Below are 22,782 nucleotides of genomic sequence, written 5' to 3'. Positions count from 1 at the left end.
ACCACCAGAAAATTATTTCACCTAACCTTAAAATAATGTTTTTCAGTAACCAGCTAAATTTTTATTTGTTTATAAAGACGCTCTTTAGGGTCTTCATTTGATTTTGTGACTTTATCAGCAAATTTCTTATCTAACATCAAGGCTGCATATGTTTTGTAACCTATCTCCAATCAGTCTACCTTATTTCCTTCTTGTTCAAACTCTTCAATTAATTTATTGACTTTTTTTACGCTGATATCACTCATATCTTTCAACCATTTAATTTGGGGTTCTTTTAATCTAATCTTTAATTATTGAGATTAGATTAAAGTACAAAGCGCATTTAAGGGCTAATAGCTTATGGAGTAATCACCCCAGGTTAATTAACCCGAATCGCGGATAAGAAATAAACTTGAAAAATAAGAGGACTAGAGCCATCAGTTGAGTTACCAAACCTAAAGCTTTAGCCCCGATGTTCAATAGTAACGAATTATTCTGCGTAATTGATGATTTCTTTCTGAAATTTGAAGCAACTTATTGGAAATTTTCTAAATAAAGTCATCAGTCTATAAGAATTCGAATAGCCCAACTCAGCCTCTCAGAAATTAGTTTTATCGTCATTTGGTATATTTAGGACTTGGAAAAATTAGGCTTCATAGAAATGTCATAATTTAGAGATATTAATGTCATCGAACTGGATTAAAAAAGAACAAAAAACCCACAATAGCAAGCTGTTATGACTAAAAAAATATCCAGACGTGAACTGCTTAAGACCTCCATTGCAGGCTTCGGTGCTTTGTCTTTACCCATATCTTTGACCGCTTGTGGCAGTGATGAGGATGCTTCAGATCAAGCTCAGGCACATCCTAAAGTCGCTTTTAAACATGGGGTGGCCAGTGGTGATCCCTTACAGGATCGGATAATTCTATGGACACGCTTAAGTCCGGAAGATGAAAACCTGCGTTATCAGGTGCAGTGGGAAATTGCTGCCGATCAGGATTTTCGCCAGATAATCAATACAGGACAAGTTGAAACCAGTCGGTCGCAAGATTTCACGGTTAAAGTCGATGCGGATCGTCTATCGGCAGGGCAAACTTATTTTTACCGTTTTAAGTGTGCATCGGTATATTCATCTGTCGGTCAAACCAAAACTTTAGCCACGCAAAGCAAGCTGGTGCAATTTGCCGTTTGTTCATGTTCCAATTATCCAGCCGGATATTTTCATATCTATCAGGAAATTGCCCAGCAAGACCTAGATGTGGTGATTCATTTAGGGGATTACATTTATGAGTACGGGATGGGTGGTTATGCGACTGAACAGGCTGCAGCATTAGGCCGAAGTCTGGCTGCAGATAATGCTGAGGAAATCATTAAACTGGAAGACTACCGCAAGCGTTATGCCTTGTATCGAACTGATGCGGACTTACAAGCAGCACATCAGCGTCATCCATTTATTGTGGTCTGGGATGATCATGAGCTGACCAATGATACCTGGGAGCAGGGTGCGGAAAATCATGATGTTTCAGAAGGTGATTTTTTTGCACGTAAGCTGGCTGCTTTGCAGGCCTATTTTGAATGGATGCCGATTCGTCCAGTGTCTGAAACAGATCATTTGAATATTTATCGCCAGTTTAATTTTGGTGATCTGGTTCAGCTGAATATGCTGGATACTCGTATTTTGGCGCGTAACAAGCAATTGCAATATGCTGACTATCTTACCGCGACAGGACTAGATGCCAATAAATTTCAGACAGATTTGCTCAATCCGACGCGTACCTTGTTAGGACATACACAACGTGAATGGATACTGAAACAACTCAGCCAATCGAATGCCGTCTGGAATGTGCTGGGTCAGCAGGTGCTGATGAGCAAGATGCTAATTCCGGCCGAAATTCTGGCTGTTTTGGGGCAGATCACCAGTGGTCAGGCCACTGCAGATGTGTTGCTACAAGTGCGTCAGATGCTGACAGAACTGGTAGGCCTAAAAATACGCTATCTGCAAAATGATCCAACTTTGACAAAGGCAGAATTAGCCAGAATACTGACTGTTGTGCCTTATAATCTTGATGCCTGGGATGGGTACGTCGTGGAGCGTGAGGTGATTTATACGGCTTGTAAACAGCTGAATAAAAAACTGATTGTACTTGCAGGAGATACCCATAATGCCTGGAACTCCACTTTGAGAGATCAAGCCGGCAGTACAGTCGGGGTAGAACTAGCGACCAGTTCAGTTTCATCACCGGGTATGGAGAAGTATTTGCAGATTCCCTTAGCCCAGTTACAGGAATTTGAAATGGCATTTACTACGCTAATTGATGAGCTGAATTATTGTAATTTGAATCAACGCGGATACTTGAGTGTTGCATTTACCCCGGATCAGGTACAGGCGAACTGGATTTTTATCGATAGCATCCAGAATCGTAGTTATCAGGTTGATCAAAGCCGTGCGTATCAGCTTCAATTAGATCATGAATTAAATGAAATCAAACCGTTAAAGCAAACTGCCTAAGCTGCTTAGAGTTTAAATATCCGGGCCAATGCCCGGATATTTTTTTATAACATTTCATCCCTATAGCTATCAATATCCAGATGTTTGATCGTATTTGCAATACTGATGCTCATATTTTAGTAGCCGCGTATATAATCCGGCAAAGTGAATTAATTGCTGTTTTAGTTCGGCATACCGAGGATCATGGCTTGAATAAAAACGTAATTTTAGTCGTAGCAGGCAGGTTTTTTATAAGCCCAAAAACAGATTTTATGTAATGGGAACAAAAATCATGGCAGCCAAGGCCCAAGGAATTAAGAGCTTGGCTTTGTCCCTGATTCCGCGGATTTTAATTTGGGGATTTACGCATTGTTATGTGCATATCAACTCACCCATCAAAATAAGCCAAAAATTCTAATTATAGAATCAGTGGCTTAAACAGGATTCGGGTTAATTAAGATGTATGGTTTAATAAGTGCTGTTGTGCGATATACATGGGCTTATCCAAACTTGGTGTACATTGAATCCATGTTCCATCTGCTTGAAGCTCCCATGCACGGCGGTTATCTTGAAGATAATTCATTAAGCCATCTTGCAGAATTTGTTTAGGAAGTTTTTTATCTTCGATTGGGAAACAGGTCTCGATGCGAGAGAATAAATTACGCCCCATCCAATCTGCACTGGCGCAATAAAGCTTGTTTTCGCCCTGATGGTAAAAATAATAAACCCGGGTATGTTCTAAAAAACGTCCCACAATTGAGCGGACTCGAATATTTTCAGAAAGCCCTTTCACTTGTGGGCGTAAGCAGCAAATTGAACGGACAATCAAATCGATTTGAACGCCCGCTTTAGATGCCCTATATAGGGCATCAATTAGTTGAGGTTCAGTTAAGGCATTTACTTTAATAATAATCTGCGCTTTTTTGCCTGCTTTGCTATTTTCAGTTTCAGTTTCGATGAGTTCAATCAATTGAGAATGCAGAGTAAATGGTGCATGAAAAAGTTTTTTCAATTTGACCATTTTCCCCATGCCTGTGAGCTCCTGAAAGACTTTATGGACATCTTCACAAATATCAGCATCACTGGTCAGTAGTCCATAATCAGTATAGATTTTGGCATTCATTGCATGATAGTTACCTGTGCCTAAATGAACATAACGTTTAATTTTGTCTATTTCACGACGCACGATCAGAATCATTTTGGCGTGGGTTTTATAGCCAACGATCCCATATACAGAATGAACCGTACCGGGTTTGTCGGAGACCAAACTTTCTGAGATGAGACGCATTGCTTCGCAAGACGTAGCGAAGCGTAGTGATCCGATGAAAAACCTAAATATACCCCTGAAATCAGAGATAGAGCGGTTCAATTAGAACTAAACCCAACTATCGCAACACTAGGCTTTGGAGAATCTCGTCGTTTCTTAATTGCGTCGTAATAATGATTATCAAGATAAAATCAAAATATACAGATTTTTGTGTAAATCCTGAGTAGAATTCGACTTTTATTTTTTCTCCAGTAAAAAGGCATAGCTTTTCACTATGCTATTTTGCAAGGACGCTTTATGCTCGCGCTAGATATACAACATATTCGAATGAAACAACACGCCACTGATAAAGCACAAGCGTTGCAATGTCTAGTCGATATCTTGGTCGAAGACCAATTGGTTACACCTGATTATATTCATGGGTTGACCGGGCGCGAACAACAAAGTGCAACGTATTTAGGACAAGGAATTGCCATTCCGCATGGGACGCCTCAGTCTCGCCAATCTATTTTAAAAACTGGGATTCGTCTGGCGCACTTTCCTGAAGGAGTTGTTTGGGACGGTGAAAATAAAATTTATTTAGCAGTAGTGATTGCTGCGAAATCAGATGAGCATTTGCAAGTCTTACAAATTTTGACGCGGGCTTTAATTAACGATGTCGCTGATCAAGTGAAACAGGCTCAATCTGCAGAGCAAATTATTGCATTATTACAAGCCCAACCCGCATCTTTGGCATTGCATGAAAATTTAATCGCCACTCAAGTTCCCGCACTTGATGTAGAAGATTTGATTTGGCAGGCAACACAGTTGCTGAAACAGCAAAAAATGGTGGAGTGTGGTTTTCTGTCGGGTTTAAACCTAAACAGCATGATTCATTTAGGGGAGGGAGTGTGGTCGATCACTTCTAACCAGCATGTTTTGAGCCCAGCTGTAAGTTTGGTAAAAGCGGAACAGGTTTTAAGCCATCAGCAGGAAATGCTCAAGACTTTGGTGTGTATTGCCAGTAATGAGCAACTGGATATGCAACGGTTTCAACGGTTAATGGATATTTTGTTTGATACTGAACAAGTTCATACCCTTAACCAAGAACAAGATAGTCACCAGTTGGCGCAGTTAATTGGTGCTGAACTGATTCCTGATTGGCCATCTCGTCGTATTGTCTTAGCTAACGCTCATGGTCTACATGCGCGTCCCGCGACACACTTGGTCAATATGACCAAGAAATTTGCAGGGGATATTCTCGTTGCTGTAGATGAGGGGGCTTACGTTTCGGCAAAAAGTTTAACCAAATTATTAGCCATGGGATGTCGTCGTGGTCAAACTCTGACTTTTATTGCACAACCTGATACTGATGCTGTAGCAGGCTTAGAACAGATTATTGATGCAGTTCAACAGGGCTTAGGAGAAGAGGTTGAAGCTGTTGATCTTGTATCTCATCAGCACAGCAGTAGTGACCCAGTCGTAAATACTTTGGAATTAATGCCTTTTGAATCACATGGCGATACGGGTAGCTGCGGTATTGCGGCATCAACTGGCCTTGCTTTTGGTCCTGCACATGTGGTGAAGCCACATGAATTTAGTTATGAACGTCGCGGACAGAGTTTTAAAGCTGAGAATGAAAAGCTTGAAATTGCGCTTCATCAGGTGAAAAATAGCTTACGTCAATTCATTGCACATACTGAATCTACTGCCATTAAGCAGATCTTCATGGCACATTTGGAAATGCTGGATGATCCAGACCTCCTCCAAAGTGTACAACGCGGTTTAAAACAGGGGTTGTCTGCTGCTGCAGCTTGGCATGATCATATTGAAGTGGCTGCTACCGCACAGGCTGCACTTAGCGATCGTTTACTTGCAGAGCGTGCGGCTGATTTAAGGGATATTGGTGAGCGAGTTTTGGCTGTTTTGTGCGGTGTGGCCGATGTCACAGAACCCGAGCAACCTTATATCTTAATTATGCATGATGTTGGCCCGAGTGATGTAGCGCGTCTGAATAAAGATCGTGTTGCAGGCATTTTGACCGCGGTTGGTGGAGCGAGTGCCCATAGTGCTATTGTGGCACGTGCTCTGGCTATTCCAGCAGTTGTAGGTGCGGGTGTAGCTGTTTTAAATATTGAGAACCATGCCACAGTACTAATTAATGGGGATACTGGTGAGTATGTGGTCTCACCCGAGCAAAGTCAGATTGATCATGCCATTGCAGAGCGCCAACGCCAGCGTGAGTTGCGAGAACAAGCGGAACAGCATTGTTTAGAACCTGCCATGACACTGGATCAACATCAAGTTGAAATCGCAGCCAATATTGGCAAAGTGGGCGCTACGATACAGGCTGTGGCCGATGGGGCAGAAGCAATTGGTTTGCTACGCACAGAATTGGTCTTTATGTCACACAGCAGTGCGCCTGATGAGGCTACACAAGAAGCCGATTATCGGGTGGTGTTAGATGCTTTGGCGGGTCGTCCATTGGTGGTACGTACACTTGATGTGGGCGGGGACAAACCTTTGCCGTATTTGCCTATTGAAAAGGAAGAAAATCCATTCTTGGGCTTACGTGGTATTCGTCTGACTTTACGGAAGCCAGAGTTGCTACGTCAACAATTGGTTGCTTTACTTAAAGCAGCGGATAATCGCCCATTAAGAATTATGTTTCCTATGATTGGGCGGGTTGAAGAATGGCGAGCAGCAAAAGCAATTTTGGATGAGGTTCGCATACAGCATCCATGTGAAAACTTACAAGTCGGTATTATGATTGAGGTTCCTGCGGCAGCATTGTTGGCTCCAATTCTTGCTCAAGAAGTTGATTTTTTTAGTATTGGAACCAATGACTTGACTCAATATACTCTGGCGATTGACCGTGGTCATCCACTATTGTCTGCCGAAGCTGATGGCTTACATCCGAGTATTTTGCTATTGATTGATCAAACTGTTCGGGCAGCACATCAGCATGGTAAATGGGTGGGCATTTGTGGTGAATTGGCTGCTGATCCAAAAGCTGTGCCTGTATTGATAGGCTTGGGCGTGGATGAGTTGAGTATGTCGAGTACCAGTATTCCATTGGTGAAGGCGCAAATTCGTGGTTTGAACTATATAAATTGCCAACAGGTCGCACAGCAAGCCTTAAGTTGTGACAGTGCGTCTGCCGTACGTGCATTGGTGGAGTAATTACCGAATGGCTAAGATATTAAGCATTACTCTGAATCCTGCAATTGACCTCACCGTGCAATTGGATCAACTAAAAGTTGGCGAGGTCAATCGTCAGTTAACAGCCCAAAGCCATGCAGCAGGTAAGGGCTTAAACGTGGCACAGGTCCTTAAGGATTTGGGACATGAACTGATTGTGAGTGGCTTTTTGGGGCAAGAAAACCGTCAAATTTTTGACCATCATATCCAGCAAGAGCAATTTGATAACCAATTTATTTATGTTGCAGGTCAAACACGACAAAACATTAAAGTTGCAGAAGCTTCTGGTCAGATGACTGACATCAATGGCAAGGGCTTTTTTGTAGATACCTCAGCAAAACAACAACTATGTGAACGTCTATCTCAACTGATTTTAGAGGTTGATGTGATTGTGATTGCTGGCAGTTTGCCACAAGGTTTTTCTGCAGAAGAGCTTTCGACACTGATTCTATGGTTACAGTCTGCGGGTAAAAAAGTCGCAGTAGATACCAGTGGTGTTGCGTTGAAAGCAGCAATTGCTGCCCATCCTTGGTTGATTAAGCCTAATACAGATGAGTTGACAGAAACCTACCATTTGCCAGCAGAAACGTTTGCAGAACAGCAGCATCTTTTTGCCAGTTTAAATAGTCAGATCGAACATATTGTGGTCTCGATGGGTGAAAACGGGGTGAACTGGCTTCACCGCACGCAAACCCTGCATGCTACTGCACCGAAGGTCACCGTCCAAAGTACGGTGGGTGCGGGAGATTCCTTGCTGGCAGGTATGATTCATGGCTTGTTGAGTTCAACTTCCCCAGAAGAAACATTGAAAACAGCAACCGCAATTGCGAGCAATGCTGTGACCCAAATTGGGTTTGCCCTTCCAGACTTTGCTGTTATTGAAGATTTGAAATCGCAAATCTCAGTCCAATCATTGAGTTAATACGATGCAAGAGATAAAACATATTTTATTTGTGCCACATAGTCCCGAGCAGCCGATTAATGCAGTGATTTTGGCCAAAAAACTGTCCAAAGCAGCAACAGCACTTGGTATTTCCAATGATGTGGCGACATCAGTTGAGCATCTCGATTTATCAAATGTTATTGATACGGTTGTTTTTGTTGGACAGAAGTCGGCAGATGCGACTCAACTGCGTGACAAGGTTGTGAAAGTCATTGGTTTGAATAACGCGCAACACGATGCGATCATGCTTTTGCAACAAGTTCTTGAGCATTCAGATGCTTTAGATGAAACTATTGCAGCCAATGTAGGGGTTACACGCTTTGTCGCCATTACAGCATGTCCAACTGGTGTTGCGCATACGTTTATGGCGGCCGAAGCCTTACAACAAGGTGCAGTAAAGCACGGTTATCAGATTGATGTTGAAACCCAAGGATCGGTTGGGGCTAAAAATGTTTTATCGGCAGAAAGTATTGCCAAAGCAGATGTGGTGATCTTAGCAACGGATATTGAGGTCAATACAGATCGCTTTGTAGGCAAACGCGTATATCGCTGCAGTACAGGATTTGCCCTTAAGCAAACGGATAAGACTTTTGCAAACGCAATTGCTGAAGCCAAAGTGCTTGAAACGGGTAAGCAAACAGCCACTAAGACAGAAAATGAAAACAAAGAAAAAACTGGAATTTATAAACACCTTTTAACAGGGGTGTCTTTCATGCTGCCGATGGTGGTGGCGGGCGGTTTGATCATTGCCATCTCGTTTATGTTTGGCCTCAATCCTGTTGAAGGAAGCTTTGCCGCATCCTTAAAGCAAATAGGTGCTGCAGCATTTACTCTTATGGTACCTATGCTGGCAGGTTACATTGCTTATTCTATTGCGGATCGTCCGGGTTTAACTCCAGGTTTGATTGGCGGTTTACTTGCAACACAATTAGAGGCAGGCTTTCTCGGTGGATTAGTTGCAGGTTTTATTGCAGGTTATATTGCGTTATTTTTATCGAAACAGCTTAAACTCCCAAGTAGCCTAGAAGCATTAAAACCAATTTTGATTATTCCACTATTGGCCAGTTTAGCTGTTGGTTTAATCATGATTTATGTGGTTGGACAGCCTGTTGCACAATTGTTTGAATTACTCACACACTTCCTTGCCAATATGGGGACGACCAATGCCATGATCATGGGGATTATCCTTGGGAGTATGATGTGTATTGATGTTGGGGGGCCAATAAATAAAGCGGCTTATGCCTTTACGGTGGGCTTACTTACGTCACAAACATACGGACCGATGGCGATTACCATGGCTGCGGGTATGGTACCGCCATTGGGTATGGCAATTGCAACTTTTCTGGCAAAGCATAAATTTGCCAAACCTGAGCAAGATGCAGGGAAGGCTGCTGTAGTTCTGGGCCTATGTTTCATCTCGGAAGGGGCTATTCCGTTTGCTGCCAAAGACCCGATTCGAGTGCTTCCATGCGCGATCGCAGGTGGTGCTGTAACTGGGGCTTTGGTTGCATTATTTAAATGTGAACTAGTCACTCCTCATGGCGGTGTAATGGTACTGATCATTCCGAATGCGATGAATTATCCATTAAAATATTTATTGGCGATTGCGATTGGAAGTGTGGTGACTGGTGTAGCTTATGCCGTGATAAAACAACGGTTAGAATAAGCCCTTCATAGAAGCTTTGTGAAAGCTATTTAGTGCAATAAATGAATATTTGCTCAATCCTATTTTGGACCAGTTGGAGAGTCTCTGCTTGAATTTGTCCAGGTAATAGGTCATGAGCGATATTGCTGAATCGGATTGCAACCTTACAAATCGAGCCAATAATTTCATCGACTTCTTGGACACAAAGTTCCGCTTCCTGAGTACCAAGTTTCACAAGAGCTTGTCGAGGAATATCCAGTGCCTCACCCATGATATCCATTTGATGATATCCCCCTGGTCCTTCACAGAAAGTAACATCATAGGCAGGGGCGAGTTTCCATTGCCCATTTTGGGACATCAGAAATGAAAAGTTTTTGCAATGATCATCTCGATTATTGAATACTACATTGAAAACAGCGTAAGCGTCCGCTGAACCCCATCGCTATTTTTTAATTTGAGTTGGGTTTCCAGCGGTGTGGCAGTAATTCTTCAATCTGGGTCACTTTATGTGTCGGCAACCTTTTCAGCACATCACTTAAATAGGCATACGGATCTAGCCCATTCAGCTTTGCTGACTGAATCAGGGTCATGACATTCGCAGCTCGCTGACCACTGCGTAGCGAGCCAGCAAACAACCAGTCCTTGCGTCCCAATGCCCAGGGACGCATTTGATTTTCGACCCAATTGTTGCAAATCGGTAGATTGCCATCATCCAAATAGCGACTTAAAGCTGGCCAACGCTTCAGAGTGTAATTGATCGCCTTGGCGATTGGAGAACTCGACGGCACCGTCAGATAATGTTGGTTGAGCCATTCATATAGTTGTTGCATCACCGATTAGCTATGTTGTTGCCGGTATTCGCGACGGTGTTGCGCTGTACCATCGGTCTTTTTCCTGAGTTCTGCTTCTATGGCATACAGTTTCTGAATCATCACTAATGCTTGTTCAGCGACCTGACTTTTCCCGGTCACATGCAGTTCATGGAATTTAAGATGTGCATGGGCCATGCAGCCCACCTCAATGATCTGGCCTGATTTAAAGCGTGCTTTATAACCACCATAATCATCACAGACCAGATGGCCTTGCCAGTCTTTCAGGAACTCTTCAGCATGCTTATCCTGAAAGTCATAGATCACCGCCTGAAGTAGATTGTACTGTGTGGTGGCATAGGCCCAGACATAACCTTTCTTCGGTTTTTTCTCATTCTCACCCATCTGCATGATGGTGACCGGTGTTTCATCGGCATGCAGCACCTGTTGCTGCAGTACAAGCTGTCACAGCTGCATTGCGTTGAGGCAGGTTCGTGCTCAATACGCAGAGTGAGTAGATGATCAGGTAGCGGTCGACGTTTAGGTTTGTTGGCTGGGGCTTTCTGTGTCGCTGCATCGGTTTTAGCTGCATTCAGCCGTTCCAGTTCCAGATCAACCGCGGCAATATCTTCTTCAACCGCTTCATCCCAGAGGTGGATTTGTTTGGCCGTTAAGTATTCATTCTTCTGGGCGAAATTATGCCGTTTAAACTGCAAAAGTTCATGCTCGTATTTTTGATTGAGATTAGAGAGAGATTTAACTTTAGAATCTAATTGCTGATTTGATTGTTCCAGTTGTTGTTTTGATTATGCTAAAGACTGATGCTGCAGCGCCAACTGTCGGATAAATTCCAGCAGGTGTTCATGGGTCAGTTGGTTTAAATCAGGCAGCATTTTCATGACTGCAGTATGGTTGAGATCATGTTTGGAGAATAGCAGAATGGATGAGTTCGATTTAGAGCATTGTTACCACTTGCTGCAGACCGATTCTTTGCCAAGTTAAACCGTGGATCAGTGCTTGTAACTGCTCCGGGCTGAGGGTCACGGTTTCATCTTGGTGAACTTTAGCCCAGTGGAATTTTCCCTGTTCCAGCCGTCGGGCACATAGCCAGATGCCCAGCCCATCATGCACCAGCACTTTCATGCGACGGCCACGCTTATTACAGAACAGATAAGCACAATGCGGTTTGATATAGCCAAAGGCTCTCAGCACCTGAGCCATGACAGTATCCATACCTGCTCGCATATCCAGAGGTTGGGTAGAAAGCCAGATTTCATCAATGCGGATCATTTGATCAAGCCCTGAAGTAAAAGCAGCAACTCCTTGGCCGATTCCACTGGCCATTCTATTTCGATCACCTGATCTCTTGCGGAGCATTGTTTCTGATGCAGTGGAATTCTGATATGAGCGACAGCATTCTTTTCCGGTTCAGGTGGCGGCGGTGCTTCTTGTTTGACTCTGGTGTCGGGTGAAGAATGACGGGAAGAAAGTCGGTCTGTGGAATGGAAGGGGTTGTGAATGACGAATCCATTTATGTAATAGATTGGCATTGATCTGATGTTGCATTGTGACCTTAGCCACTGATGTATTTGGCTGCAGGCAAAGCTCGACCAAGTGCTGTTTAAAATCAGTTGCGAAGATTCTGCGGGCTCTTTCTGTCGTTTGTTCAGTGTCTATAAAAGTGTCTAAGGCCATAAACATAATGTCCATTTAATAAATAATGGGCACTATTGGTATATTGAGAAAATAAGAAAAGTGGGGTTCAGCGGATGCTTACCGAAAAAGAGATCTACAGAGACCTCTTTTTATTTGGGCTTAATACGTGAAATTATTGATGAGTGTCATCTTCATTCAGAATTTGCCCTGTGTGCTTTGGTGTAATTAAAGGTGCAGTCGGACGCGGTCCTGTGTATTGCAAGCCGATACCCGCATAGACATCATCTGCTGCAACTTCGGTTTCAAAACGTTCTTTGTCTCGTTCTCGGATTTCTTGGCTAATTTCTTCAACATCACTCTGGTCAACACCCAATTCTTCTAAAATCGCACCGCCAAATAGCATTGCCGACTCGAAGGTTTCTCGAATCATGTAATCCACATTTTGTTTTGCTAAATGCAGCGCATGCTCACGGTCATAAGAGCGAACCAGTAACTTGGTTAAAGGAAATTCATGTTGCACCAACTCTACAATCTTATTCGTCGTTTCTTTGTGGTCTACGCAAACAACAATTGCCTCAGCCGTATCTGCTCCCGAGGCATGTAAAATATCTAAACGAGAACCATCGCCATAGTAAATTTTAAATCCAAATCTTTCAGCGTTTTGAATCATGTCGATATCATTATCAATGATGGTCACATCAATCCCTCGAGCAAGCAGTAATTGACTGGAGACTTGTCCAAAACGACCGAAACCAATCATCAATAATTTTCCAGAAAGTCCTTCGGCAATACGGATATTTTCTAAAGAAGTTTGTTCTGTAGTTTGGGTAAAAGGTTTAAATAGAATGCCTATAATCGGGGTCAAAATCATCGACAAGACTACAATCGCAGTCAGGTTTGAGCTTTCAACAGCACTAATGATTTGAGCACTCATGGCGGCAGCAAAGAGTACAAAAGCAAACTCGCCCCCTTGAGCCATCAGTAATGCGCGATCGAGTGCTTCGGAGTGTGAACTTTTGGTCATGCGTGCAATTAGGTAAATCATGGATGCTTTGACAAACATCAGCAGAAGTACAGCACTTAAGATTAACACCCAGTTATTTTTTACGACGTTAAGGTCTAGTGACATGCCTACACCTAGAAAAAATAATCCGAGCAATATGCCACGAAACGGTTCAATATCTGCTTCAATCTGATGGCGAAAAGTGGATTCGGAGAGTAATACCCCTGCAAGGAAAGCCCCCATTGCCATCGATAAGCCACTGACTTGCATCAGTAATGCTGCGCCGAGTACCACTAAGAGTGCTGCTGCAGTCATGACTTCACGGGCTTTGGCTGCGGCTAATAAGCGAAATAAAGGATTAAGCAACCAATAGCCTGCAGCGATTAAACCTGCAATTGAAATTAAACCAATTCCGATGCTCTGCAAACGCGTAGAAGTACTTTCAACAACATGATTCGGTGCGATAAAAGCGACAATTGCCAATAAAGGGACAATCAATAAATCTTCAAACAGCAGGATCGAGATAATTTTTTGTCCTCGTGGTTGAGCAATGTCTCCACGATCTCCCAAAAGTTGCATCACAATTGCAGTCGAGGTGAGTACAAAGCCTGCAGCACATACAAAACTCACTTGCCAAGAATAGCCATAGATCAAGCCTACCGCCGTTAACCCCAATGAACAGGCACTAATTTGTAATGCGCCTAATCCAAAAATTTCTTTTCTTAAACTCCATAAATACGATGGACGCATTTCTAGTCCAATCACAAACAGATACATCACAATACCAAGCTCAGCAATATGCAGAATAGATGCAGAATCGTAGAAAAACGCCAGTCCAAATGGACCAATAATTAATCCTGCAATTAAATATCCCAATACCGAGCTTAATCCTAGACGCTTTATTAAGGGGACTGAGATCACTGCCGCTGTGAGCAGTATGACAGGGGATAGAAGGCTGATAGATGTGGCTTCTGCACTCATATATTTCTCAGATTTTGTATGGGGTCTGTTGACATTTCAAGTATAGAATTTACCCGATAAAGGTAGCCAAATATATATACAGGCTTCAAGCTAATGCAACTGCACCCTCATAGCTACACCTTAGCTTATCATATGGTGTTGCTATTCCTCTGAACTGCTTTAACCTATAAATGCGTTCTCAACTAAGTATCTAATTTTATATAAATACGCCAATCTCAACTTAAAATAAGATTTTCGAATTGAATTGGTGAATGACCAAGCTTTTTATTTAGCACCACACAAATTGTATGCGACAGAATTTTACGAGTTATGCGGTGGGTTAAATGCCATAGATCTTTTGCCCTCACTTTCTGAATGTGAAAGCGATCTGTTAATTGACCAATCACTGTTTCAATCTTTCTTCGGGCTTTCATCATTATTTGCATTGTCTCTTTAGGTCTGAAATCTATCATGTTTTTTCTAAAGGGTGTTTGTAAATCAATACCCTGATATTCATAATATCGTTTCAATTCTGGTTTTAAATAGCCCTTATCTGCTCCCAGTAAACCGTAAATATCATTCGTGATTTCAGGTGCAACATCTCGCTCATCACAATGAGCAGGTGCAAAGGTATAACCCGTAATCATGCCTGAAAGATTAATGACGATATGAGCTTTGAAACCATCAAGTTTTTATGCTTTCTAGCTCTGGTATAACTACAGACAGGGAGTGGGAAGCCATCAATAAAGTGAATGTTATCTGAACCATAACGCTGAATGAGCTGTCCCATAATGGATTGACTGACATGCCACAGGTATGCACAATGTTTACAGAAATTGGGATAAGATCCTAATTTTGGAAACCATTCTAACCAATTGTTTTTGAAATACATCCAAATATTTTTGTCTGTATCTAAAACAAGAAATTCACCTACTATTTGCATAGTGATGATTTCTACATCAGTAACAGCAGGCGGAAAACCACGAGTTCTCAGAGGCTGAATAACAACAATGGGATAAAGCTGTTCTATGATTACATAGACAAAAATGATAAATTCTTCAATGGACATAACTTTGCTTTAATTTCTTGGTAGAAACTAAAATAGGGTTATGTCCACTGCTGTCCCATAGTTTGATTTAAATAAAAAACCTGAGTCCAAATCGTTAAAATATGAGTGCAAACAAACACTTTAACGACCAGGATTCAGGTTTTGTCACATCAGAATACCGTATTTCATCAGCTTATTAAACCCGTCGTGCGACAGGATTTTGAGCAACTTGCTAAAGTACACCATGTTGGACAGAAATTTAGAGCGGCTTCAAGATGGGATCAGTTTATTGCCATCTTGATGTCTCAACTTTCCTGCAGGCAAAGTCTGAGAGATATTCAATCCAATCTGGAGTGCCAACAGGACAAACTGAGTCATTTCGGAGCAAAGTCTATTCCCCGAAGTACACTGGCACGAATCAATGAGCAGCAGCCTGCTGCCTTGTATCAACAGCTCTTTTACAAGTTGCTTAAATACTATGAACACTCAAAAGTAGCCCATAAATTTCGCTTTAAGAATCCATTATATTCCCTGGATGCCAGTCATATTGACCTGTCGCTTTCCTTATGTGAATGGGCCAAAGTTCACGACTCAAAAGCCAGCATGAAACTCAGCATAGGATTGAATCACAGCAATGATATTCCTGAGTTTATTGCAGTTGAAAATGGTAAAGAAAATGACATGTTACAAGGCCGAAAATTCCAGTTTCCCGCTGGCAGCATTGTGGTCTTTGATAAAGGCTATGTCGATTATCAATGGTATGCGAATCTAAGCGCTCAAAACGTTAGCTTTGTGACACGTTTTAGACCTAAATCGGTGTATCAGGTGATCCAGCAACATCCCGTGCTTGAATCCAAAGGCATTCTAAAAGATGAAACCATTCAGCTAAATAGCGCACATGCCCTAAAAAGAAAAGCCCCCGTATTAAGAAGAATTGAATATAGAGATCAGCAAAGTGGCAAGCACTTTAGCTTTCTCAGCAATAACTTTCATCTAGCTGCCTCTACCATTGCAGCGATTTACAAAGACCGCTGGAAAGTTGAATTGTTCTTTAAAGCGATTAAACAGAACCTGAAATTAAAAGCCTTTTTAGGCCGAAGCAAGAACGCCATTCAGACGCAAATCTGGATTGCGATGATCGCCTATTTACTGGTAAGTTTCGCTCAACATTTAGGGAAAAAAGGCTGGACAGTTCAGCGCTTACTCAGAATAATTCAAGTGAATTTATTTGAAATAAAAACCTTGAAAGCGTTATTTTCACCCGATAAAGTCCCCATCAAACAAGAGGAAGCTTAAATGAGCTTCCTCTTGTAAAAATTGTGGGACAGCAGTGGGGTTATGTCCTTTTTATTTCAATCACTTAAAAAGTTGAGATTGGGGTTTAATATATTGAAATATATTAATTATTTTTTTATGCTATCCAATCCATCACCAAACACCTGTGAGTCACTGACATTATTGGTTGTGAGCTGAGCTGCAAGTTTTTGCAGTGTTTCAGCATCTATTATACCTATGTGAAGTTTACGCTATTGTCATCGATATTCAGACTGATGTTTTTTACGTTTTCATTCACCTTCTCCTAAAAACCTCAAGCCAGTAGGGTCAATGAGTAGATGGAGACTATCGCGACTTTTTTGATAGCTAAGAAGCCTCCAGTGGTAAGTTTGTGCAACAGAGCCTTATTTAACTAAAAATTTTCTATTTAACTTATGTTTACCTAAAATCTAGTTTATAAATTATTTTTACAATATATTTATTAATTTCAATATTTTGAAGAAAAATAATAGAAATTTATAAAAAATTAGTTCATAAACTTATAGGATTTTTAAGAGCATTTATATGAATGACTAAGTACTGTGAAAAAAGAGAACTAGATGACGTTTAGATAAAATTTTCAATCAAATAATCTTATTGTTGTTATTTCTAGTCACATAGTCTATTTTTATTATATGAATTATTCTTCCTCACCCAAAAGACCACGTGGTCGACCAACCAAACACGGCTGTAACTATGCAGACACTAAAGAAGTTTTAATCCACCGAGGTATCGAGTTACTGACCGAACGTGGAATGAATGCTATGAGCTTGGACGATCTCATGAAATCAGTCCAAGTTCCTAAAGGGTCTTTCTACCATTATTTTGTAAATAAAGAGGCTTTTATTTTAGAAGTCTTAGATGCTTATGAACTTTATTTTGTGAAGCGATTGAATAAGTTTTTAAGTCAAACTGATCTTTCCCCACTAGAAAAGCTGCAAAATTTTGTAAAAGATGCGGGTGAAAAAATGCAAAAATATGATTTTAAACGAGGTTGTATTTTAGGTAACTTAGGACAAGAAGTGTCGTATTTACCACAAGAAATCATTGCGCGAATCGAAAATATCTTTAAGGTATGGGAGAAATTAGTTTCTGATTGCCTACATCAGTCAAATTCACAATATAGCCTAGCTGATTGCGATGAAGCTGCTTATCAGTTTTGGATTGGGTGGGAAGGTGCAGTTCTAAGAGCACGTTTGGTCAAATCAACAAGTCCCTTAGATGCATTTTATCGCTTGTTTACTTTAGCTGTAAAACAACAAATCACGTAAAAAGTTAATTAAAAAATAAATGCAGACGTCTGTATTTATTTTTTAATTAATTCTAGACAAGCAGTCTAATTAAATGGAGAGGAAGTTCTATGTACAAAGGTATTGTAATTACTAAAGATGAAGCAGGTTACACATCACAAATTACTGAGATTGCATCAAAGCCTTTACAAGAAGGAGAGGTTAGAGTCGAAGTCAAATATTCAACACTCAATTATAAAGATGCTTTAGCCATTACTGGGCGTTCACCAGTGGTGCGTAGTTTTCCTTTGACCCCAGGCATCGATTTTTCGGGTGTTGTGATTGAATCAAAACATCCAGCATGGAAAGAAAGAGATGAAGTTCTACTGAATGGTTGGGGAGTGGGTGAAAAGTATTTTGGAGGGCTAGCCGAGCAAGTCACTGTTTCTGGTGATTGGCTCATACAAAAACCTTCTGCTTTTTCTTTTAAAGATACGATGGTTATTGGTACAGCAGGTTATACCGCAATGTTGTGTGTCATGGCTTTACAAAAACATGGTATTAAACCAAGTGATGGAAAAATTTTAGTGACAGGTGCAAATGGTGGAGTAGGTAGTATTGCCATTATTATTTTGAATCATCTTGGTTATGAGATTACAGCTTCAACTGGTCGACCTCAAGAGTCAGAATATTTAACCTATCTAGGTGCGAGTGAAATTATTGATCGTATTGAATTATCTTCCCCAGGAAAGCCATTAAACAAAGAAGTTTGGGCTGGCGTAATTGATACTGTTGGAAGCCATACTTTAGCCAATGCATGTGCTAGTACAAAATATCGTGGTGCAGTTGCTGCGTGTGGTTTGGCAGGCGGAATGGATTTTCCAGCAACAGTTGCTCCATTTATTCTAAGAGGGATTACCTTATATGGAATTGATAGCGTGATGGCACCAATCGAATTAAGAAAAGAAGCATGGGAACGTTTGGCTACAGAATTAGATCAAACAAAATTAGAAACAGTAACGACTGAAATTCAGTTAACAGATGCTTTAAATATTTCAAATGAAATTTTAGATGGAAAAATTCGAGGTAGAGTTGTTGTACAGATATAGTTCAACAAAATGAGTTGTGGGACTGTTCTAAATTTTGTGTAAGTACTTAATTTTCATTTATCCTACTGAGGATAATAAAAAGAGGTACTTCACATGGATGAAGCTACAATCAAAAGTATGGCAGCTGAATTAGCTAAAGGTTTAAAAACTCCTGAAGATTTAAACCAAATGACAGCCATATTTAAAAAGTTCATGATTGAAACCGCTCTGAATACTGAGCTTTCTGAACATTTAGGCTATGAAAAGCATCAACCTAAGAAAGGATCTAATGCACGTAATGGTTTTAGCTCCAAAACAGTTCTAACACAAGATGGGCAGCTTGCTTTAGATATCCCTCGTGATCGTGACGGCTCTTTTGAACCACAGATTATTAAGAAGCATCAAACGCGCATTACTAGCATGGATGATCAAATTCTTTCGCTATATGCGAAAGGAATGACAAATAGAGAAATTGTTGCTTTCTTTAAAGAAATGTACGATGCCGATGTATCTGCCTCCCTTATTAGTAAGGTGACGGATGCTGTCATTGAACAAGTGACAGAATGGCAAAATAGAACACTCGATAGTCTTTATCCTGTTGTCTATTTAGATTGCATTGTTGTTAAGGTTCGTCAGCATTCAACAGTAATCAATAAATCAGTTTATTTAGCATTAGGCATTAACCTGGATGGTCAAAAAGAACTTCTTGGCATGTGGCTTGCTCAAACAGAATGTTCCAAATTCTGGCTGTCAGTCATGACAGAGCTTAAAAATCGAGGAGTGCAAGATATTCTTGTAGCCTGCCTTGCGAAGCAGCGCTTCTCAGGACTAAAAGGCTTTCCTGATGCGATAGCCTCTGTCTACCCTCATACTGATATCCAGCTGTGTATCGTACATGTTGTACGCAATAGCCTGAGATTTGTGAGCTGGAAGGACTACAAAGCTGTAACAGCAGGATTGAAGGCGATCTATCAGGCAAGTACAGAGGAAAATGCTTTAAAGTCCCTAGATATCTTCTGCGATCAATGGCATCACCAGTATCCAAAAATTGGAGAATCCTGGCGGGCAAATTGGGAAAATATCCGAACGATCTTTAGCTATCCTGCTGAAATACGTCATGCGATTTACACAACAAATGCAATTGAATCATTGAATAGCGTGATCCGCCATTCAACTAAAAAGAGAAAGATCTTCTCTTCTGATGATTCAGTGAAAAAGGTCATTTATTTAGCAACTTCAAATGCTGCTAAAAAATGGACCATGCCAATTCAAAATTGGCGTTTAGCAATGAATTGGTTTACGATTCAGTTCGATGATCGATTAAAAGATCATTTATAAAAAATGAGACTTACACAAAATAATTTACAGGCTCAGAAACATGAGAATACATTCTTTTGGTGAACACAATAACATTACTTTATCTAATAATTGTATTGAAGTTCGAGGTGCACGTGAGCATAACCTTAAGGATGTAGATGTTTCTATCCCAAGAAATGCACTTGTTGTTTTCTCAGGTGTATCGGGTTCGGGAAAATCATCACTTGCTTTTGGAACTATTTTTGCTGAAGCACAAAGAAGATATTTCGAATCTGTTGCACCTTATGCAAGACGCTTAATAGATCAGGCCGGAGTACCAGATGTTGATGCTATTGATGGTCTACCACCAGCAGTAGCATTGCAACAACAACGTGGTGCAAGTAATACCCGTTCTTCTGTTGGAAGTGTAACAACTTTATCAAGTCTCGTGCGAATGATTTATTCGCGTGCTGGTGCATATCCTGCCGATCAGCCAATGTTATATGCCGAGGACTTTTCACCGAACACTCCTCAAGGTGCTTGTCCTACCTGTCATGGTTTAGGTCACATTTATGAAGTTACAGAATCGACAATGGTTCCTGACCCAACACTCAGTATTCGTGAGAGAGCTATCGCATCATGGCCACCTGCTTGGCACGGGCAAAACTTACGCGATATCCTAGTAACCCTAGGGTATGATGTTGATCGACCATGGAAAGATTTACCGCAATCGGATAGAGACTGGATTTTATTTACTGAAGAAACCCCAACAGTTCCTGTCTATGCTGGTTTAAGCCCCGCTGAGACTCAATCTGCACTTAAACGTAAACTAGAACCCAGCTATATGGGCACTTTCACTGGTGCTCGTCGCTATGTCCTTCATACTTTTGCTAATACCCAAAGTACGTTGATGAAAAAACGTGTTTCACGTTTTATGGAAGGAAAAATATGCCCTTCCTGTCATGGTAAACGCCTTAAACCAGAAGCCTTATCTATTACCTTTGCTGGAGTAGATATTGGTGAGTTTATGCAACTTTCTTTGGATAAGTTAACTTGCCTGCTTGAGCCCATTGTTCTTGGCAATTTCGACGCTCATAATGCTGGAGAAAAGGCTAATAATAAAGTAACCCAACTTGATAGATCTGAACGAGCAACAACAGGTAGAGCAGTGCATTCTGTATCTCCAGATGTAAGACGTACGTCAGCACTTTCAGATGAAAAGAAAATTGCTGCCCAGCGTTTAGCAAATGGTGTGGTGGGGCGTTTAAATCAATTACGCCAGTTAGGTCTTGGTTATCTAACATTAGATAGAGCCACACCGACTCTTTCAGCGGGAGAGTTACAACGTTTGCGTTTAGCAACACAATTAAGTTCTATGCTATTTGGTGTAGTTTATGTACTGGATGAACCGTCTGCTGGATTACATCCTTCAGATAGTCAGTCATTATATGATTCTCTCGATAAATTAAGAGACGCTGGAAACTCCGTATTTGTTGTAGAGCATGATTTAGAGCTCATGCGTCGTGCTCAATGGTTAGTGGATGTTGGACCAGATGCAGGAGAGCAAGGTGGTAATATTTTATATAGTGGAGTACCTCAGGGTTTAAGTGAGATTTCAGCTTCACGTACTGCAAGTTATTTATTTAATAAAATCCCAGTTACTCAAAGTTATGGACGTACACCCTCTGGTTGGCTTGAACTTAACAATATTTACCGACATAACCTGCATAATATTGATGCTCGTATACCTCTTGGTGTACTTACAGCAGTTACAGGTATTTCAGGTTCAGGTAAATCTAGTCTCGTTTCTCAAGCTTTACCCGAGTTAGTACTTTCATATTTAGGCAATGAGTCTGAAACTGAAAACAATAATGAAAATAATCCTCTAAATGAAGGAATGTTGGTTAACGAGGTTACACAGGGTTCTCTGGCTGGTGATGTGGAGGCTATAAAGCGTCTGGTACAGGTTGATCAAAAACCAATTGGCCGTACTCCACGTTCTAATCTGGCAACTTATACGGGTTTATTTGATCATGTTAGAAAGTTATTTGCTGGGACTCCTGAAGCTCGCCAAGCTCATTATGATGCTGGACGTTTTTCGTTTAATGTGGCTAAAGGGCGATGTGAAACTTGTGAAGGTGAAGGCTTTGTCAGTGTAGAGTTATTGTTTATGCCAAGTGTATATGCCCCTTGTCCGACATGTCATGGTGCTCGATATAATGATGACACTCTGAAAATTCGCTGGAATGAACGTAATATTGCTGAAGTATTAGGAATGACCGTCAATGAAGCACGTGATTTTTTTGATGGAGAGGTCTCGATTGCTCGTTCACTACAATTATTAAAGGAAATTGGCCTTGGTTATTTACGTTTAGGGCAACCAGCGACTGAACTATCTGGTGGAGAAGCGCAACGTATTAAATTGGCGACCGAGCTGCAACGCAATCAGCGTGGAAATACACTGTATATACTTGATGAGCCAACTACAGGTTTGCATCCATCAGATGTAGATCGATTGTTAGTTCAATTGCAGCGATTAGTCGATGCGGGTAATACCGTGGTTATGATTGAGCATGATATGCGTGCCGTTGCACAAGCAGATTGGGTGATTGATGTGGGACCAGGTGCTGGAAATGCTGGTGGGAATATTGTTGTGGCAGGAACACCAAAAGAAATAACAGAAAATCAAGATAGCCGTACTGCTCCATATTTAGTTAATGAGTTAGTGAGTCGTGATACTAAACGTTGATATTGCGAGTGGGTAGAATAAAACCTTAAATTAAAAGCCTGTAAAATCAATCAGATATTTTTTGTTTTAGGTGGTGTGTGAGCATGAAATCTAAAAGTTTTTTTCAACTAAGGGCTTTGTTGCACAAA

11 protein-coding genes and 12 pseudogenes are annotated in these 22,782 nt (G+C 41.1%); 12 read left to right on the top strand and 11 right to left on the bottom strand.

The features are described from left to right. Positions 1–53: 53 nt before the first annotated feature. A pseudogene (locus tag ACO1B7_RS17130) lies at positions 54–245 on the bottom strand (hypothetical protein). A 206-nt stretch (positions 246–451) separates the two neighbouring features. Between ACO1B7_RS17130 and ACO1B7_RS17125 the strand changes: the two are divergent. After that, positions 452–607 (top strand): annotated as a pseudogene (locus ACO1B7_RS17125) (IS982 family transposase); the annotation flags it as partial. A 108-nt stretch (positions 608–715) separates the two neighbouring features. Beyond that, a complete protein-coding gene (locus tag ACO1B7_RS17120; protein ID WP_004280933.1) occupies positions 716–2,488 on the top strand; it encodes an alkaline phosphatase D family protein in 1,773 nt (590 codons plus the stop codon). A gap of 44 nt (positions 2,489–2,532) precedes the next feature. On the opposite strand, the pseudogene ACO1B7_RS17115 reads toward ACO1B7_RS17120, so the two are convergent. After that, a pseudogene (locus ACO1B7_RS17115) lies at positions 2,533–2,745 on the bottom strand (hypothetical protein); the annotation flags it as partial. Between the two features lie 70 nt (positions 2,746–2,815). Here ACO1B7_RS17115 and ACO1B7_RS17110 point away from each other — a divergent pair. Continuing rightward, a pseudogene (locus tag ACO1B7_RS17110) lies at positions 2,816–2,905 on the top strand (IS982 family transposase); the annotation flags it as partial. A gap of 16 nt (positions 2,906–2,921) precedes the next feature. Here ACO1B7_RS17110 and ACO1B7_RS17105 read toward each other — a convergent pair. Then, a pseudogene (locus tag ACO1B7_RS17105) lies at positions 2,922–3,701 on the bottom strand (polyphosphate kinase); the annotation flags it as partial. A 330-nt stretch (positions 3,702–4,031) separates the two neighbouring features. On the opposite strand from ACO1B7_RS17105, the pseudogene fruB reads away from it, so the two are divergent. The 4 genes and pseudogenes from fruB to ACO1B7_RS17085 form a co-directional block, all read left to right on the top strand. Continuing rightward, a pseudogene (gene fruB / locus ACO1B7_RS17100) lies at positions 4,032–5,160 on the top strand (fused PTS fructose transporter subunit IIA/HPr protein); the annotation flags it as partial. 86 nt (positions 5,161–5,246) lie between these two features. Beyond that, positions 5,247–6,896 (top strand): annotated as a pseudogene (gene ptsP, locus ACO1B7_RS17095) (phosphoenolpyruvate--protein phosphotransferase); the annotation flags it as partial. 7 nt (positions 6,897–6,903) lie between these two features. Beyond that, positions 6,904–7,836, top strand: coding sequence for a 1-phosphofructokinase (gene pfkB / locus ACO1B7_RS17090; protein ID WP_004647820.1), 933 nt, complete (start codon positions 6,904–6,906; stop codon positions 7,834–7,836). A gap of 4 nt (positions 7,837–7,840) precedes the next feature. Next, positions 7,841–9,523: a fructose-specific PTS transporter subunit EIIC gene (locus ACO1B7_RS17085; RefSeq protein ID WP_004647821.1), complete on the top strand. Its 1,683-nt coding sequence runs from the start codon at positions 7,841–7,843 to the stop codon at positions 9,521–9,523. Positions 9,524–9,552: 29 nt separating this feature from the next. On the opposite strand, the pseudogene ACO1B7_RS17080 reads toward ACO1B7_RS17085, so the two are convergent. From ACO1B7_RS17080 to ACO1B7_RS17050, 7 genes and pseudogenes are all read right to left on the bottom strand, one after another. Beyond that, a pseudogene (locus tag ACO1B7_RS17080) lies at positions 9,553–9,920 on the bottom strand (HipA domain-containing protein); the annotation flags it as partial. A gap of 31 nt (positions 9,921–9,951) precedes the next feature. Further along, a pseudogene (tnpC, locus tag ACO1B7_RS17075) lies at positions 9,952–11,105 on the bottom strand (IS66 family transposase). Between the two features lie 160 nt (positions 11,106–11,265). Continuing rightward, positions 11,266–11,655 carry an IS66 family insertion sequence element accessory protein TnpB gene (gene tnpB / locus ACO1B7_RS17070; protein WP_016807156.1) on the bottom strand — a complete coding sequence of 130 codons (390 nt, stop codon included), beginning with the start codon at positions 11,653–11,655 and terminating at the stop codon, positions 11,266–11,268. 84 nt (positions 11,656–11,739) lie between these two features. Beyond that, positions 11,740–12,006, bottom strand: a complete 267-nt coding sequence (locus ACO1B7_RS17065; protein WP_228127489.1) for a transposase — start codon at positions 12,004–12,006, stop codon at positions 11,740–11,742. Between the two features lie 133 nt (positions 12,007–12,139). Next, the gene (locus tag ACO1B7_RS17060) at positions 12,140–13,951 is read right to left on the bottom strand and encodes a monovalent cation:proton antiporter-2 (CPA2) family protein (RefSeq protein ID WP_423090415.1); all 1,812 of its coding nucleotides are present in this window, start codon (positions 13,949–13,951) and stop codon (positions 12,140–12,142) included. An 85-nt stretch (positions 13,952–14,036) separates the two neighbouring features. Continuing rightward, a pseudogene (locus ACO1B7_RS17055) lies at positions 14,037–14,158 on the bottom strand (IS5/IS1182 family transposase); the annotation flags it as partial. Positions 14,159–14,166: 8 nt separating this feature from the next. Then, positions 14,167–14,999: pseudogene (locus ACO1B7_RS17050) on the bottom strand (IS982 family transposase). 141 nt (positions 15,000–15,140) lie between these two features. Between ACO1B7_RS17050 and ACO1B7_RS17045 the strand changes: the two are divergent. Then, complete coding sequence (locus ACO1B7_RS17045; protein ID WP_004647387.1) at positions 15,141–16,274, top strand: IS4 family transposase; 1,134 nt, start codon at positions 15,141–15,143, stop codon at positions 16,272–16,274. 116 nt (positions 16,275–16,390) lie between these two features. On the opposite strand, the pseudogene ACO1B7_RS17040 reads toward ACO1B7_RS17045, so the two are convergent. Beyond that, positions 16,391–16,624, bottom strand: a pseudogene (locus tag ACO1B7_RS17040) (transposase); the annotation flags it as partial. Between the two features lie 303 nt (positions 16,625–16,927). On the opposite strand from ACO1B7_RS17040, the gene acuR reads away from it, so the two are divergent. The 4 genes from acuR (at position 16,928) to ACO1B7_RS17020 (ending at position 22,654) form a co-directional block, all read left to right on the top strand. Next, entirely contained in the window at positions 16,928–17,563 is a 636-nt protein-coding gene (acuR, locus tag ACO1B7_RS17035; protein WP_004647830.1) for an acrylate utilization transcriptional regulator AcuR, read from the top strand. A gap of 89 nt (positions 17,564–17,652) precedes the next feature. Continuing rightward, a complete protein-coding gene (gene acuI, locus ACO1B7_RS17030; protein WP_004647831.1) occupies positions 17,653–18,630 on the top strand; it encodes an acrylyl-CoA reductase (NADPH) in 978 nt (325 codons plus the stop codon). 93 nt (positions 18,631–18,723) lie between these two features. Continuing rightward, positions 18,724–19,947, top strand: a complete 1,224-nt coding sequence (locus ACO1B7_RS17025) for an IS256 family transposase (RefSeq protein ID WP_423090414.1) — start codon at positions 18,724–18,726, stop codon at positions 19,945–19,947. 40 nt (positions 19,948–19,987) lie between these two features. Further along, positions 19,988–22,654: an excinuclease ABC subunit UvrA gene (locus ACO1B7_RS17020; RefSeq protein ID WP_004647834.1), complete on the top strand. Its 2,667-nt coding sequence runs from the start codon at positions 19,988–19,990 to the stop codon at positions 22,652–22,654. The last annotated feature ends 128 nt before the right edge of the window (positions 22,655–22,782 follow it).

This window comes from Acinetobacter lwoffii, from assembly GCF_049367455.1.
Lineage (GTDB): Bacteria > Pseudomonadota > Gammaproteobacteria > Pseudomonadales > Moraxellaceae > Acinetobacter > Acinetobacter lwoffii_W.
This window is presented reverse-complemented; position numbering and strand designations above follow the sequence as displayed.

What these genes read in the sequence shown, in the direction of transcription:
- tnpB (WP_016807156.1), bottom strand. Translation starts at nt 11,655, where the DNA reads ATGGCCAGTGGAATCGGCCAAGGAGTTGCTGCTTTTACTTCAGGGCTT.
- acuR (WP_004647830.1), top strand. Translation starts at nt 16,928, where the DNA reads ATGAATTATTCTTCCTCACCCAAAAGACCACGTGGTCGACCAACCAAA.
- ACO1B7_RS17065 (WP_228127489.1), bottom strand. Translation starts at nt 12,006, where the DNA reads ATGGCCTTAGACACTTTTATAGACACTGAACAAACGACAGAAAGAGCC.
- ACO1B7_RS17085 (WP_004647821.1), top strand. Translation starts at nt 7,841, where the DNA reads ATGCAAGAGATAAAACATATTTTATTTGTGCCACATAGTCCCGAGCAG.
- acuI (WP_004647831.1), top strand. Translation starts at nt 17,653, where the DNA reads ATGTACAAAGGTATTGTAATTACTAAAGATGAAGCAGGTTACACATCA.
- pfkB (WP_004647820.1), top strand. Translation starts at nt 6,904, where the DNA reads ATGGCTAAGATATTAAGCATTACTCTGAATCCTGCAATTGACCTCACC.
- ACO1B7_RS17020 (WP_004647834.1), top strand. Translation starts at nt 19,988, where the DNA reads ATGAGAATACATTCTTTTGGTGAACACAATAACATTACTTTATCTAAT.
- ACO1B7_RS17120 (WP_004280933.1), top strand. Translation starts at nt 716, where the DNA reads ATGACTAAAAAAATATCCAGACGTGAACTGCTTAAGACCTCCATTGCA.
- ACO1B7_RS17025 (WP_423090414.1), top strand. Translation starts at nt 18,724, where the DNA reads ATGGATGAAGCTACAATCAAAAGTATGGCAGCTGAATTAGCTAAAGGT.
- ACO1B7_RS17060 (WP_423090415.1), bottom strand. Translation starts at nt 13,951, where the DNA reads ATGAGTGCAGAAGCCACATCTATCAGCCTTCTATCCCCTGTCATACTG.